The organism is Chitinophaga nivalis, assembly GCF_025989125.1.
GTDB classification, from domain to species: domain Bacteria; phylum Bacteroidota; class Bacteroidia; order Chitinophagales; family Chitinophagaceae; genus Chitinophaga; species Chitinophaga nivalis.
The window spans coordinates 5,607,783-5,624,138 of sequence record NZ_JAPDNR010000001.1; the positions used below are offsets into that span (position 1 = coordinate 5,607,783).

A 16,356-nucleotide genomic window follows, 5' to 3' on the forward strand; every position below is an offset into this window, starting at 1 on the left:
TTTTATAAATTCACAATCGTTCTGTTGTAATGTTCGAGTTGTCCGCTCTCCATTTTCAACACTTTATCTGCCACATCAAAATAATGGTCGTCGTGCGTAATCGCAATGACGATCTTACCCATCTTTTTCATTTCAGGTAATAGTGTGCGATAGAAAAAATGCCGGTACACCGGATCCTGATCTGCCGCCCACTCATCAAAAAGGAAAACGGGTGTCTCTTCCAGATAACATTGCAGAAGTCCCAGGCGCTTACGCTGTCCGCCGGAGAGATCAATAGTACTATAGGTGTTATCCTCGATGGTTACTTTTTTATCCAGCTGCAACAGTTTCAGGTATTTTTCAGCCTTGGCTGCTTTAGCTTTTACATCGATGTTGTACAGTTTTTTGAAAAGATAGATGGGACTGAATACCGTAGAAAAACATTCACCCAGTCTGGCGGCATCTACGATGTCGCCATTGATCCGGAACCGTCCTTTATCCGGTTCGTACAACCCTGTGATCAATTTTGCCAGGGTGGTTTTACCACTGCCATTGGCGCCGATAATAAAGAGTATCTCACCTCCGTTCACCTCCAGGTTAATAGGTCCCACAGTAAAAACATCCTGCCCGTTTTCATCCTGGTAGCGGAATTCCACGCCTTCTACCCGGAGATTGTCTACCACCTGCGGTACAGGTGGCCGCAGGCCGGTGGCGGGTGTATTGGCCGGAATGTCGTTCAGAAAACGTTGTGTTCTGTTCCAGGCGATTTTCATTTTCATCACGGCTGGCATAGCTCCCAGTATACTGTTGACCGGCCCTATCAGGTAAAGCAACACCACCAGAAAACTCATCAGGGTATAGGTTTTGATACCAGGAAACAACTCCGGAAAACCAAAGGCTACCATCCCCAGTATAATGACCAGAATTGCCTCACCGAAGAGCGATGCATTGGCAAACTGCACACCTGCTATGCACATCTTGGCACGATACTCTTCTGAGGTGATGAAGACATCCTGTTTGTAGGCTTCCTTTTTATTCCGGTGTAAACTCAACTCCTTAAAACCATCTATCATCCCATTGATCAGCCGCATAAATACATTCTTGGTATCACGTGCACCATTGTAATATTTCTGGGCACGTTTGCTCACCAGGTAATACATCACTACCAGCAGCAATACCATGCCGATCGTCAGTCCGGTAGCCCAGGAAGCTACAGATGCCAGATACAGGAAAGCACCAATGGCTGTAAATACGCTGGTCACCAATACCACAAACATATTCGCTGATTCGCCGATTGTATTTACGTCATCATTCAGGGCGGTATAAATACGCCCCCGGTCTATCTTTTCAAATTTCTGATAGGAAGTAGCAAAAATCTTATCCGTTAGTTTCACCCGCAGGTCATAGATGATACCCATGGTTAATCTGATCAGACTGATCTGCACAAATCTTCTACCCAGCAAATAAGTGGCGATGGCCAGCGCGTAGTAAAAAATGAGATACTTCAACGCGACACTACTTTCCAACGAGGAAGCAATCAACGCTACCACAGCCATATTGGCCAGACCCGAAATCACACTCAGTAACAATAACCGGGGCGCCAGATTTTTTATTTTGTTGTGTTCCGGAAACAACAGCTCTATACAATAGGTGATATAACTTAATGCCATCGCGGATACCAGCAATATGGCCAGACAGCCAAAACTCACCGGCGCCCACACGGCAATCGCTTCCCAGTTGAAATTAAAAATAGCTTCGGGCAATACATAAATACCATAGAGCAACGGTACGAATAGCACCAGTAAAATAAATGCCTGTTTTACTTTCGCGCCGGTAATGGGTTCATAACTTCTCTTTTTACGAACGATCCCCAACAGAATAGTAACGATAAAATACAACAGCAGCAGGAAATAGCCGGCCAGCAGCAATGTTACGAGGGAAAACATTTTATCATTGCCATCACCCGGATTGTATTCTTTTTCTATTTCCTCTCCCACCAGCATCTTCATCAGCTTGTTGCCAATCAAAGTAGTAAAGGCGCTGTTGGAATTGGCCATAACAACCAGGCCTGCCTGCTGCCCCGGCCGCAACGCCACATAAGCCGTGAAGTTAGGGTTTAAGCCGCCGTGGGTAATTTCCCCATCTCCTTTCAGCGACACTTCCCAGCCCATTCCATACGACGACATGTTATGCGGTGGCACGGTTTCATCGCGCTGTTGTGTATACTTCGCCCATGCATACATTGCCGTATCTGCCAATCCCAGTTGGAATTGCAGCCAGCGGCCCATATCTGTTGCATCGGACATCATATAACCGGCAGCGTTATTCCCCCTGAATACCGGCGCCGCATAAGGCCTTGCTTTAAAAAATCCGATTTTATATCCGGTAGCTTTCAAGGCAGGATCTGCCGGATAACCCATTTTAGTATGATGGAGCGATAGTTTATCCAATACAGCTGTTTGCAGATATTCCTCAAAAGGTTGGTGGGTAATCTGCTGAACAATCAGCGCCAATACATCATAATTGATGGTGGCATATTCATATTTTTTTCCCGGCAGGCGGGCCAGCTCCAGCCCTTTCAGCTGCCTTACGGTTTGTTCCAATGCATCGGGCGCATTGGTTTGCGGAATACGGGCAATACTACTCCAGGGAATGCCGCTGGTATGATGCAGCAATTGTTGCACGGTAATCGTTGCCTGCTTTCCTTTGTACGTTACCGTTAGCCAGGGAATATATTGCGAAACCGCGGCAGCAGGATCCAACCGGCCTTCCTGTATCAGCTTACTGACTACCAGCGCAGTAAACGCTTTGGAACAGGATCCGATTTCAAAGATAGTAGCCGGCGTCACCGGCTTTTGTTGTGCCACATCTGCATAACCAAAGGTCTTGATTTCCTGGCGGCCGTCTTTTACAACAATCAGGCTCAGACCAGGAATATGCCCGGCATCCATCAGGTTTCTGATTTCCTGTTCCATTGCTGCGCTGACAACAGGCGGGGAAGATTGCGCCCACGTTGCCCCAACCAGAAGCAGCAGCAAAGATGTAAAGAGAATAATGCGGCTATTGCGTGTTTTCATTTGTTGCATATTTTAAAGGGCACCCGCTATTTCAGGTGTTGAGCAGATTGTTTAAAGGATGGAGCAGCTATGCTTTTTATTTTGATACCTGCCGTTGCTTCCCGGATCAATGCCAATGCCATGGCTTCAATGGAGTTAATCACAGGTATGCCTGACAGATCCGGTTTCCCGACGAGTATCAATGGCAATTCCGTACATCCGAGGATGATGGCATCTGCTTTTTGCCGTCTGAAAAAGTCAGTACTTTTTTTCATGAGCATAATCGTTTCGCGGGTAATATTACCAGGATTCGCTTTCACGCCAAACTGCGGATCATACACCATCCTGTGTATGACCCCATCCTGAAAATCAGGGTCTGGTAATATCACGTCATATCCCAGTCCTTCGAGCAGGTGCCGGTATACGCCGGATTTGTAGGTACCATTGGTAGACATGATGCCGATCCGTTGTGCACGCGGATAATGTTGCTTTATATAGTGGCAGGTTTCTGCAGGCATATGCAACAATTTTATTTTCACCTGATGCCGGTCCAGTTCTTCCTGAATGGTATTGAATATGGGCGGAGCATAAATGGTGTTGCAGGCAATGCCCGCCACCGTTGCACCCGCCGCCTCCAGCAGTCCTATTACCCGCGCTACACTGAATGCCGGATTCACGGTAGTTCCTCCTTCCAGAAACGTGGTTCTGTCGGTAATATGGCCGGGAAACGACATCAGTACCACCGACATATGCTCCTGATCACTGGCGGCACGGGTATGAGCGGAGATGGCATTCAGGAGCATTGCGCCGGCTTCTGGCCCCATCCCTCCTACGATTCCTATTACATTATCCTGTTCGAGGTTCATGGTACATCTCAATTATAGTCATAAAATCACCTGGCTATTGTTCCCGCAGACTATTTCGTTGCGGTCTGTGCAGTCGAAGTATCTACCGGTGAAAACCTGATCCAGCTCACAATAAATCCGCCGCCGTCCCCGCTGGCAGTCAGCCGCAGCAACTGTTTGCCGGGCGGTAGCTGTACCTGCGCCGTGAGCGTATTCCAGTTACGCCACTCTGTCGTAGACGCCACGGCTATACTTGCCAGTACTTTTCCGTCGGATTGCAGCAACAGTTTATTGCCGCCCTTTTTACTGGCTACGCGGAAGGCTACCTGATAAGTGCCGGGTTTATCTACACTTACTTTGTAGTCCAGCCAGCTGCCGGTGTTCACATAAGTTACCGTGTAATTGGTACCGGAATCCGGGATAGGACCGGATTCTACGCCCTGCATGGCATTGTAGTCATTGGCCAGTACCCTGGAGGAAGCAGCTCCGTCGATGGTGGCCAGCAAAGAAGGTCTTCTGTTCTGTTCCTTGATTTTATCTTCGCACTGCGTGAGTTTATTATCGATATTCCACCACTTAAAGTGCATGGTGCGGGCCTTTGTATAGTAGGCCAGTGAAGAGTCATACTGTTTTTGTTTGAAGCATACTTCGGCCAGGAATCCATAGGCAGTAGCAGATGTGGGCTGACGCCGGATTTCCTCTTCAAAGAGTTGCCGGGAAAGATCAATATCTTTTTCTACCAGTTCCATTCCCAAAGCACACAAGGTGTTACTATCCAATCCCTGTTTGGCTTTCACCTGCTGTAATGCCGCGAGCATCGGTGCTTTCCCGTCTTTCCGGTATACATTAAACAAATCGATGGCAGGACTGGGATACTGATCGATGAAATTTTTCCGGCACAGTTCCCGGATAGGTAAGTCTACCGACAAGGCGGAGATGGCCGTACTCAACAGCTTTCCCCGCTCACTGTTGGTGAGCAGTACAAAACCTCTCTTTTGGGTGATAGAATAAAACACCTGATTTTTAAAACCGGTGTTATCTCCACCATGTGCAATGATGGTATCTCCCGGTACATAATGGATTTCGAAACCCGTACCGTAATAACCTGAATAGTCGGCTGTTTCACCCAGTCTTATCACCGGCCGCAACAAGGTAGCGGTGGTGGCATCCGTGAAATGTTGCCGGTCGAAAAGACTGATCAGCAAAGTGGCATAATCGGCTGCCGTTACGTTGTTGCCGCTGGCTGGCACGGCTTCCCGGTTCTTCCATTTCCCCAGGTCTTTCCCAAAGCTATCGTGTCCTACCGCAAAATCAGCGGGCGTTTCTTTATAAAAGCCGTTTACATTACCGGAAGTAAAACGGAGAAAAGTATTTTTTAGCCCCAGCGGATCGATGACCAATCTTTTAATATAGGCTTCGTAAGGCTCTCCGAGAATGGTCGTCATCACATCTGCCAGCAGATTATAGCCGGTGCCGGAATAAACAAATTGTTTACCTGGTTCACTGACGATTTCCAGTACATCCGGATTATTGTACCGTTGCCAGTTTTCTATACCGGAACAATGGCTTAGTATCATCCGGGGCGTGATCAGTTTATAGCGGGGATCCTTATTCAATGGAGCGCCGGGATCGCGATACTCGTACATGGGTTTATCGAGGTCCAGTTTTCCTGCTTCCACGAGTTTAAATGCGGCATATACCAGAAAGCTTTTAGACAATGAAGCGGCTTCAAAAACCGTATTGCTGTCCACCCGGGTTTTCTCTGATAATTTGCGATAGCCGTAGCCGCTGTAATAAGCCACCCGGTTATTGTCGATAATAGCGAGCGATACACCTGGCACATTGGAGATTTCCATCATTTTCTCTATCGCTTCGTCAAAAGCTTTACTGTTAATTTTCCGGCCGGCGGCTTCAAAATAGGGTTGCTGCTGTGCGGCGAGCGGAAGTGTGATACCTGTCAGCAGAGAAGACAGGCAATACAAGCCAACATGGCGATTCAATCTGATAGGCATAACATAATAATTAATGATGATGATTAGCCGGGCCTGATTCCGGATATGGCGATACAGCCCCTTCGAGTACCATGGCCGTAATTTGTTTTACCAATAACTGCTGCGACCACACCGGTGTAAACAGGTGGTCTGCACCGGCTACCAGGTTTACTTTCAGCAGTGAGCTGCCCATATAGGCACTGAGCGGAGCAGCTGTTGTCAGTTGAAAAACATCGATGGCAATACTTCCTTCACTGAATATCAACCGGATCTTTACTTTCCTTTGCAACAGCCGTTGCCAGCGGCTGATATCGGCGCCTGCAACGGCAGGCCGGTGGCGGCGTAATCCATTTGCCAGCCAGCCGGGAAAGGTGGCGACTGCTTTAAACCAGCCTCCTGGCCGGAGCGGATATGCTTTCAGATAGCGCAAGCGGGACATCCGTTTAGCGGCAGGCGACACCTGTATCAACTGTGCTTTTTCCTGATATAATCCTTCTATCAGTATCAGTCCTGTTATTCTTTTTTCTTCCAGCGATACCGCAAATGCATCATCTGCTCCCAGACTGATACCTGTCAGGATAAACCGGGTGATACCGGTATGATATTGTATCGCATCCAATGCATCCCTGATTTCCCGGTTCCGCATTTCCGCTACCGGCAGATCCCTGTAGGAAGGGCCACTGTCGCCCAGTCCGGAGAAATCGAAACGAAAGCTGCAGATATTATGGCCGGCCAGCTCCCTGGCCGCTTTTACGTAAATACCATTGGGTCCTACTTTATGTATCATGCCTGCATTGATAAATACCACACAGGTATCTGCCGCATATTTATGATCCTGATTACCGGTCAGGATACCCACGAAAGCGTTGGTATCTCCCCATCGTATAATCTGTTCTTTCATTCCTCCGTTTTTTCGTTTATCCATTGAAGTATGGCGTTGATTTCTGCCACCGGCACCATACTTTTTTCTTTTTCGTGATCTCTTTTCAGCCAGAATTCCTTGTTGTGCGATGGCAGATAAGTCAGCTGTGGCGGCACATTTGCCGGTGCTTTTTCATCAATCAGCAACAAGGTGCTATCTGTCGGAAAACGCACCGTTTCCGGTCTGATGGCGGCCACCTGCTGCAGGAAAGCCGCATCATAATGAAACCCGAAGCAGGAGATACTGTTACCCGGCATGGCTTTTTCCTTCACCAGCATGCCTTTTTTCCAGGCATGATATTCCTGTTGTATATCACGCAGGTAACGGGTGCCGTCATACACGGGATTCCATACCACTGCCATATCCACGGGTTGCTGCTGCATATACAGCAAAGACAAAGTGGCGCCAAAACGTACGCCTGCCAGCCCTACCCGTGTTATACCACAGGCGTCTTTCAGCTCACTGACCGCCATGCCAATGTCTTCCAGACAGCCTTCCACTGTCAGTGAAGTAAAATCACCGGCAGAATCGCCCGTACCGGAATAATCAAAACGAAGCACGTGAAATCCTTCTCTGGCCAGCTTATGCGCGAGGTTAACATTCAACCTGTGGCAACGGATATACTCATGTCCAAGCGGATAACAAAGCACGATGCCGGTATCTTCACGACCGGGATGTTCCGGCTCATGATAGATGCTGTATAACCTTCTGTTGCCTTTTTCTATATATTGATATTCCATGCAGTAACTGGGTTCAGGAGATCAGGAATGGGTCTTTTCCGCGGCAATGGCGGCGGCTATCTGTTCGAGTGTCTGATAAAAGAAGATGTTCAGCGGGAGTGTTACCCGAAACGTTTTCTTTATTCTTTCACTTTGTTTGATGAGTAACAGGGAATGCCCGCCCAGGTCAAAGAACGTATCGTCCAGGCCGGCCTTTTCTACCTGCAGTAATTCCTGCCAGATGGCTGCCAGCTGTTGCTGTATCTTATCCTGCGGTGCGCGGTAACTATCTGAAACGGTGGTGGTAACAGGTATCAATGCCAGCAAAGCTGCCGTATCTGTTTTCCCGTTTACCGTAGCCGGAATACCCGCTACCGGAATGAAATGCGCAGGCACCATATAGCCGGCCAGTTTGTCCCGCACCTGTTTTTTTATTTTCAGCACATTTAAGGTAGTATCCTCCAACACCAGGAAAGCAGCGAGCTTCCGGTCTCCCGGCGCCGGTTCATAACTAAGTACCACTGCTTCGCGTATACCCGGTATTGCCAGCAAGACATTTTCTATCTCTGCGGTTTCTACCCGGTATCCCCTGATCTTAACCTGTCCATCTGTTCGGCCCAGGAAGGCAATACTGCCATCTGGCAGCCAGCGGCCTTCATCGCCGGTCAGATACAGGCGGGCAGCAGGATTATAGGGATGCGGGATAAATTTCGCGGCGGTAGCTCCCGGCTGATGGAGGTAACCTCTTGCCAGACCAGCACCACTCACGGCGATTTCTCCTCTTACCCCTACGGGGCAAAGCCCGCCCACCCGGTTCAGGATCAGCACTTCCCGGTTCCTCACCGGTTTACCAATCACCTGGGTATCGCCGGCGCCTGTCAGCGGATGATAGGTTACACAAACCGTGGATTCGGCAGGGCCATAGGTGTTATACACCTGGAAACGACCCGCCAGCTGATCGATGTATTCCGGCCGCAATACGTCTCCTCCGCTGATCAGTACCCGCAACGGTGGCAAGGCAGCCGCCTGCCGGTTTAATTCATTTAATACCAGCGGTGTGGTACTGAGTATGGTAGCGCCTTCCTGTTGCATCACCTGTAACAGATGCGGCACATTCATACCCCCATCCTGCATCAGGAGCAATTGGGCGCCACTGATCAGCGCCGGGAAGATTTCTTCAACGGCGGTATCAAATGACAAGGAAGATTGCTGTACGACTTTATCGGTATGAGTAACCCCGAAATAATCCCGGAAAGTGAGGGCATAGTCTATCAACGAACGGTGTTCTATCTCAATACCTTTCGGTATACCGGTACTACCGGACGTATAGATCACATATGCGAGTTGGTTACCGGTTATCGTTACCGGCAACGGCGTTACCGGATAGCCGTTGATGATTGCCTGTTCTTTACGTATATCTATTAACGTTACCGGCCAGTCGGCAGCTCCTGCCAGCACGGTATTGGTGAGTATTCTTTTTACGCCGGCTTCCTGTAAAATGGTAGCTATTCTGCTGGCTGGCAGAGAAGGCTCCAGTGCCACATAGGCAGCACCCGTTTTTAATATCGCCAGCAATGCCACCAGCATGACAGGCGACCGGTCCATACATAAGGCAATCACTTCTTCTGTTTCTGCCTGTGCATCATGGGCCAGGTAATGTGCCAGCTGGTTTGTTTTTTCATCCAGCACTGCATAGCTGATGGTTTGCTGATCAAACCAGATGGCCGGGTTATTTCCGTGTAGCTGCACCTGTGTAGTGAATAAGTCCAGCACAGTTTGGCCGGGTGCAGTAACAATAGCGGGCTGGTTAAAGGTGTGCAGGATCTGCTCCCGCTCTGTGCCGGCCATCATTTCAATATCTCCGATACGTATGGCGGTATCTGCCAGTACGCCAGACAGGATATTACGGAACCAGGTAATACATCTTTCTATGGTAGCTCTTTCAAACAGCTGCGTGCTGTATTCCAGGCTGAGGTAAATACGATCGCCCTGCTCTGTTGCCGTCAGCGTCATATCAAACTTGGCTTCATATCCTTTACGGCTATACGTTTGAAAGCTGAGCTCCGGTAGCTCAAAGGTGGCTTTCTCATAATTCTGTACCGCAAACATGACATCAAACAAGGCGTTATGTGTGCCGTTGCGCCGGATGTTCAGTTCATTGGCCAGTATTTCGTATTCATAGGCCTGATGATCGAAACATTGCAACGTGCGGGTGCGTACTGCTTTCAGGAAATCGCGGAAAGACTGATCCGTACGCAGCTGATTACGCATCGGCAAGGTATCCAGGAAAAGGCCCATCAGGTTCTTCAGGTCTTCATGTTTCCTGCCGGAAACAGAGGCCCCCACAATGAGGTCATGCTGCCCGGTCATCTTTGCCAGCAACACATTATATACAGATAACAACACCATGAACAGGGTGGCATTTTCCGATGCAGCTAATGATTTAACAGCCGCCGTGGTAGTTTCATCCAGGCTGAAATCGATGGTGCTGCCGGCATGGTTTTTCACCAGCGGACGGGGATGATCTACCGGCAATTCCAATACCGGTATCCCATCTGCAAACTGTTCCTTCCAGAAAGCCCGTTGCGCCTGCACAGCCAGCTGCCTGTCGGGACTTTGCTGCCATTCCACATAGTCTTTATATTGCAACCGGAGTGGTGGTAATGTTTCTCCTTTGTACAGGGCTACAAATTCTTTAATCAGGATACCATTGGAAGTACCATCCATGATAATATGATGGGTATCTACCAGCAGGAAATGTTCAGCGCCCCCTGTTTCCACCAGCGCTACTCGTAACAGCGGCGCCACGCTGAGATCGAACGGCCGGATCAGCTGTTCCATCAATGGTTTCACGGCTGCTTCTGTCGTCTGGTGGTGACTTATCGCTATCGTTGCGTCTTCCACGATTACCTGTACAGGTGTCTCCTCCACAATGTGAAAAGCGGTCCGGAAAATTTCATGGCGGGCTACCAGCGTTGTAAAAGCATGCGCCAGCTTATCCTTATCCAGCTTACCTTCCAGCTTCACTACCCGCGGCATATTATAGGCCAGCGACGCCTGATCCAGGCCATGCAGGAAATACATTTCTTTCTGCGTAGCCGATAAGGCATAATGTTCTTTTTTTGCGGCAACCGGAATAACCGCATAAGCTGATTTTTTGGTACCGCGGATATAAGTAGCCATCGCCCGCACATTATCATGATCAAACACTACATCCAGCGGCAATTCCACCTGCATTTCCCGCAATACTTTACTGATCAGTTCTATTGCCAGCAGGGAATGTCCGCCCAGCTGAAAGAAACTGGCATCGATACTGATGTCAGCCGCGTCTATTTTTAATACCTCCGCCCATAGCTGCACCAGTTTTACTTCGGTTTCATCCAGCGGGGCCAGGTGCTCGCCAGTCGTTGTAGCTTCCGGCGCTGGTAAGGCTTTTTTATTCAGTTTGCCATTGGTAGTCAGTGGCAGTTCGTCGATCCGTACAAAAAAAGCAGGTATCATATACACCGGTAAATGTACCTCCAGGTGTGCAGCCAGGATGTTTCCATCCAGCGGTGTAGTAGCCACATAATAGGCAATCAGGTACTTGCTGCCTTCTTTCTCTCCTGCTACCACCACCGCCTCTCTTATGCCCGGATACGACAACAGGTGCTGTGCAATATCTCCCGGTTCTATGCGATAACCTCTTATTTTCAGTTGCTCATCGGTACGGCCCCGGTAGACTACTTTTCCATCAGCCAGCCGCACGGCCAGGTCGCCGGTTTTGTACATCCTGCCGCCAGCCGTAAACGGATCGGGGATAAACCGTTCTGCCGTCAGCGCTTCATTTTTCAGGTAGCCTTCGGCCACGCCGGTACCGCCCACATAAATTTCTCCGGGTACACCCACTGCCACCGGTTTCAGATACCCATCCAGCAGATAGATCTGCGTGTTATGTATTGGTACGCCAATGGGCACTGCAGGCAACGTATCGGCCGGATTAAAGCGATAAATCATACAGCCTACCGTTGTCTCCGTAGGGCCGTATTCGTTATATATTCTCACCAGCCCATTAAACTGATGATAAATATCCTGTGACAGGGCTGTTTCCAACGCCTCGCCCCCTACAATCAGGGTGATAGCCCGGAATCCTTCCGGCTCCCATCCCATGCTGCGTATGACCCGCAGGTGCGAAGGCGTTAACTTAATCACATCGGCGACACCATCTGTCAATACTTTTCCGATCAGCTGGCCTTTGTCTTCACCTTCGTACAAGGCAATCGCATTACCCGTAATCAACGGGGTGAAGATAGTCGTTACCGTTAGGTCAAAAGCGATGGAGGTAAACAGCGCAAAGGTACCCGGGCGGCCTTCCAGGTATTGACCAGCAGCCCAATGTACATAGTTCAATAGCGAGCGATGTCCTACCTGCACGCCTTTGGGACGGCCGGTAGAGCCGGAAGTATACAGCACATAGGCCAGTGCGGCCTGATTTGGTACGGGTAGTTGCTGTTCTGGCAATGCTGACTCCAGCGCCACTTCCGGTGAAATTACCCGCGTATGCGCCGCCAGCTCCGCATCCGGATGCACGGCAAACAATACTTTCAGGCCGGCATCTGTTACGATGGATAAAATCCGTTCTGCCGGATAAGCCGGGTCAATTGGCACATAGGCCGCACCACTTTTCAGTATGCCCAGCATCACTGGGATCAGCGATAATTCCCGATCCAGCAGGATGCCCACCAGCTCGCCAGTTTGTATATGACAGCTGTTCTGCAGATAAGCGGCTACGCGGTTTACCTGCTCCTGTAACTGCCCGTAGCTGACCGTATGCTCGCCGCTGATCAACGCCACATTTTCCGGATCCGCTGCCGCCTGTTGTTCAAACAGGGTTACCACAGTTTCCGCTTCCGGCAAAGGTGCGGCGGTAGCATTGTAGGTTTGCAGCTGCGCCACCTTCTCTTCCGGCGATAGCAAGGAGATGTCCGCCAGTTGCAGGTCTGCATCTGCGGCAATGGCGGCTGTTATATTCTTAAAGTAGTGGATAAACCGTTCAATGGTTTCTTCCCGGAAAAGATCTGTGGCATATTCCAGGTTACCATAAATCTTTCCTTCCATCGCGGTACAGGACAGCGTAAGGTCGAATTTGGAAATCGTATAGGCGGCAGGGTAAGATCTGATAGTAAGACCGGGTATCTGCAAAGCCTCTCCTTCAAAGTTGTTGAAATCAAACATCACATCAAACAACGGATTACGGCTCATGTCCCGCTCCGGTTTTATGGCTTCAATCAATTGTTCGTATTGATAATCCTGTCCTTCAAAACACGCCAGCGTTTTTGTTTTAACAGCAGCCAGGAATGTTTTGAAAGAGAGATGACCGGCCGGGTAATTCCGGATCGTCAGCATATTCACAAACATACCGATGATGTTTTCCAGCTCCGGATGTTGCCGGCCGGCGGTAGACGTACCAACCGTGATATCTTCCCGGCCGCCCAGCTTCGCCAGTAATATGTTAAATGCTGCCAGGAACAACATGTACAGCGTACTGCCTTCCTGTTCTGCGATGGCAGACAGCCGGGCCGTCATCGTTTCATCCAGTTCGAAACGCAGGCGGCTGCCGTGATGATTTTTGATGGCAGGCCGGGGATAATCTGTGGGTAGTTCCAGCGCTGCCGGAACTGCTGCAAATTCCTGCAGCCAGAAAGCTTCACTGCTGCGTACTTTTTCCTGTTGCTCCTTGCTTTGCTGCCATGCTGCATAATCTTTGTATTGCAAACGAAGTGCAGGCAGCTGGTCGCCATTATACAGCGCCATAAAGTCCTTCACCAATAAGCTCAGTGAAATACCATCCGAAATGATATGGTGCATATCTACTGCCAGTACATGTTCTTCCGGTGCGACGGTGATCAGGGCAGCACGAATCAACGGCCCGTTATTTACATCAAAGGGTTGCCGGAAAGTGCGTATCGTTGCTTGTACCCCTGTTGCATCGGTGGTAAAACGCGCCACTTCAAACGGCATATCCTGAATAATTTTCTGTACCGGCTCCTCCTTTACCCTATCAAAACAGGTACGTAAACTCTCGTGCCGCGTTACCAGTGCCCGGAAAGCGGCCTGCAGCCGATCGGTATCCAGCGCACCTTCCAGCGTCACCGCTGTGGTGATATTATACGCCAGCGATGTTTTATTGACTTCATACAGGAAGTACAACCGCCGTTGCGCGGAAGACACTTTATAATGTGGTTTCGACAATACTTTCCGGATACTGGTGTAGCCGGACTTCTCCGCACCCCGGATAAATCTACCCATGGCGCGGATGTGCTCCTGCTCAAAAAAGTCTTTAATGGCTATTTTTACGTTGAGTTGTTTGAATATTTTGTTGGTGAGCACAATGGCCATCAGGGAATTACCACCCAGTGTCAGAAAAGATTGCGTCACACTGACGGTGTCCGGTTCTCTTTTCAACACGGCGGCCCATAGCTCTACCAGTTTAGCTTCGGTTTCATCTGCGGCAGGTTCATAAGCTGGCGTAGCTACCCATTCCGGCGCCGGTAGCGCTTTCACATGCAACTTACCATTGGTAGTCAGGGGCAGCTGCTCGAGCGGGATAAAAAACGTAGGTACCATGTACACCGGTAAGCGGGCCTGTAAATATGTCGTCAGCACAGTTGCATCCAGCGGGCTGCCTGCTACGTAGTAGGCTACGAGGTATTTGTTCCCTTCTTTTTCAATTGCTACCACTACGGCTTCTTTTATGCCCGGGTATAACAACAGCTGTTGTGCGATCTCTCCCGGCTCTATCCTGTAGCCTCTTATTTTCAGTTGTTCATCGTTACGGCCCCGGTACAATATTCTCCCATCCGGCAGACGTACCGCCAGGTCGCCGGTGCGGTACATGCGGCCACCGGCGCTGAACGGATCTGTGATAAACCGTTCTGCTGTCAGTGTTTCATTCAGCAGGTATCCTGCAGCCACACCCGTACCGGCAATATAGATTTCACCCGGAATGCCAGCGGCTACCGGTTGTAAATCCGCATTCAGTAAATGGATCTGCGTGTTCTGAATCGCGGTACCAATCGGCACTACGGCCAGGGTATCGGCCGGATCAAACTGATAGATCATACATCCCACCGTTGCCTCCGTAGGGCCGTATTCGTTATATATCTTTACCTGGCCGTTGAATTGCTGATGAATACCCTGCGACAGGGCCGTCTCCAGGGCTTCACCACCTACAATAAAGGTGAAGGTGCGCCCTGCTTCCGGCACGAATTCCGTACTGCGTATCACCCGCAGGTGGGAAGGCGTCAACTTGATCACCTCCGCGATACCATCCGACAATACCTTTCCGATCAGCTGGCCTTTATCTGCTTCTTCATACAAGGCAATGGCATTACCCGTAATCAGCGGCGTGAATATACTCGTTACCGTTAGGTCAAATGCAATGGAAGTAAACAACGCAAAAACAGCCGGGCCGCCTTCCAGATAATGACCGGCGGCCCAATGCGCATAGTTCAGCAGCGAATGGTGACTCACCTTCACCCCTTTCGGCCGGCCGGTAGAGCCGGAAGTATACAACACATAGGCAAGACCTCCCGGATGAGTAGCCGATAATGGCTGCACCGGCAAATTCGCCTGCAGCGCCACGTCCGGCAAAACTACCTGTGTATGCGCCGCCACTGTCAAGGCCGGCTGCGTAGTAAACAATACCTTTACCCGGGCATCCGTGACGATAGCAGTAATCCGCTCTGCCGGATAAGCCGGATCGATGGGTACATAGGCTGCGCCACTTTTCAGTACGCCCAGCATAACAGGTAACAGCAATAGTTCCCGGTCCAGCAGAATACCTACCAGGTCGCCGGCCTGTATATGACAGGTGTGCTGCAGATAAGCCGCTACCCGGTCTGCCTGTTGCTGCAGTTGCCCGTAACTAACGGTCTGGCTGCCGCTGATCAGCGCTGTTTTATCCGGGGCTGCCGCTGCCTGTTGTTCAAACAGGGTGATGACCGTTGCCGCTTCCGGCAACGGAACGGCGGTATCTTTATATTGCTGCAGCAATATCCCTTCCGCAGCAGCGGATAAAAAGGTAGCCTTTGAAAAGCCGATGTCCGGATTTTGCAGCAGTTGCGTCAGCACGTCCAGGTAATATTGTGCGATGGCAGCGATGTAGCTTTCTTCAAACCGGGCGGTATCGTATTGTATTTCGAGTACCAGCTGTGCTGTCAGGCTGAAGGAAAATAACAACGCCGGCACAAAGCTGCCTTCTTCGGGAACAGCCTGTATTTCCTTTACCAGCATGCCTACGGACACCTCCGGTACAAATGCTTTTTCTTCTTTCTGCAGGATGCGCTCCAACGGATAGGTACCATAGGCCATATCCTGTAACAGGTCATTCTTTACGTTGCCCAGCAAGGTTTTAAAAGCAGGTTCACCGGCTAATGATATCCGCACAGGCAGCATGATGCCGGCCTGCCCGGTTTTTAATCCGGAAGAGTATAAAGGAGTAAACAAACATACCTCTTCCACGCCTGCATATTTGCCGGCTATCACCCCGAGCGCCGACAACAGGAATACATGCCTGGCTTTCAAAGATAAGGCGATGCGCCCCAATGCATTGTTTAATGCATCTGTTCCCGTCACCGTATAAGTAACTACCCGGGGCTTTTCCGAAGTGTTGACAGCACGCGGGGCATAGTTGAAATAATCACCGAATTCCAGGTGCTGCAGCCGGTTTCTCCAATAATTCCTGGCTGCAATATTCCTGTTGGCTTCAATAGCGTTATGGTCCAGGGTAGGTTTTGTAGACATGTCACTTTAATATTTTATGGGGATGATAATAGCTTACCATGACGCCCCGGTGTTTTGGTA

6 protein-coding genes are annotated in these 16,356 nt (G+C 49.9%); all 6 read right to left on the reverse strand.

The window, feature by feature from the left end; translation table 11 throughout:
• Positions 1-2: 2 nt before the first annotated feature.
• From OL444_RS21705 to OL444_RS21730, 6 genes are read right to left on the reverse strand one after another with little or no spacing between them, the layout of a single operon-like run.
• Entirely contained in the window at positions 3-3,056 is a 3,054-nt protein-coding gene (locus tag OL444_RS21705) for a cyclic peptide export ABC transporter (RefSeq protein WP_264729750.1), read from the reverse strand.
• A gap of 26 nt (positions 3,057-3,082) precedes the next feature.
• Positions 3,083-3,901, reverse strand: a complete 819-nt coding sequence (locus tag OL444_RS21710; RefSeq protein ID WP_264729749.1) for an aspartate/glutamate racemase family protein — start codon at positions 3,899-3,901, stop codon at positions 3,083-3,085.
• Between the two features lie 50 nt (positions 3,902-3,951).
• Positions 3,952-5,892, reverse strand: coding sequence for a serine hydrolase (locus OL444_RS21715; RefSeq protein WP_264729748.1), 1,941 nt, complete (start codon positions 5,890-5,892; stop codon positions 3,952-3,954).
• A 10-nt stretch (positions 5,893-5,902) separates the two neighbouring features.
• Positions 5,903-6,772, reverse strand: a complete 870-nt coding sequence (locus tag OL444_RS21720) for an alpha/beta fold hydrolase (RefSeq protein WP_264729747.1) — start codon at positions 6,770-6,772, stop codon at positions 5,903-5,905.
• Positions 6,769-7,533, reverse strand: a complete 765-nt coding sequence (locus tag OL444_RS21725; protein WP_264729746.1) for a serine aminopeptidase domain-containing protein — start codon at positions 7,531-7,533, stop codon at positions 6,769-6,771. The genes OL444_RS21720 and OL444_RS21725 overlap by 4 nt, the downstream gene beginning before the upstream one ends.
• A 21-nt stretch (positions 7,534-7,554) precedes the next feature.
• Positions 7,555-16,296 carry a non-ribosomal peptide synthetase gene (locus tag OL444_RS21730; RefSeq protein WP_264729745.1) on the reverse strand — a complete coding sequence of 2,914 codons (8,742 nt, stop codon included), beginning with the start codon at positions 16,294-16,296 and terminating at the stop codon, positions 7,555-7,557.
• Positions 16,297-16,356: the final 60 nt, after the last annotated feature.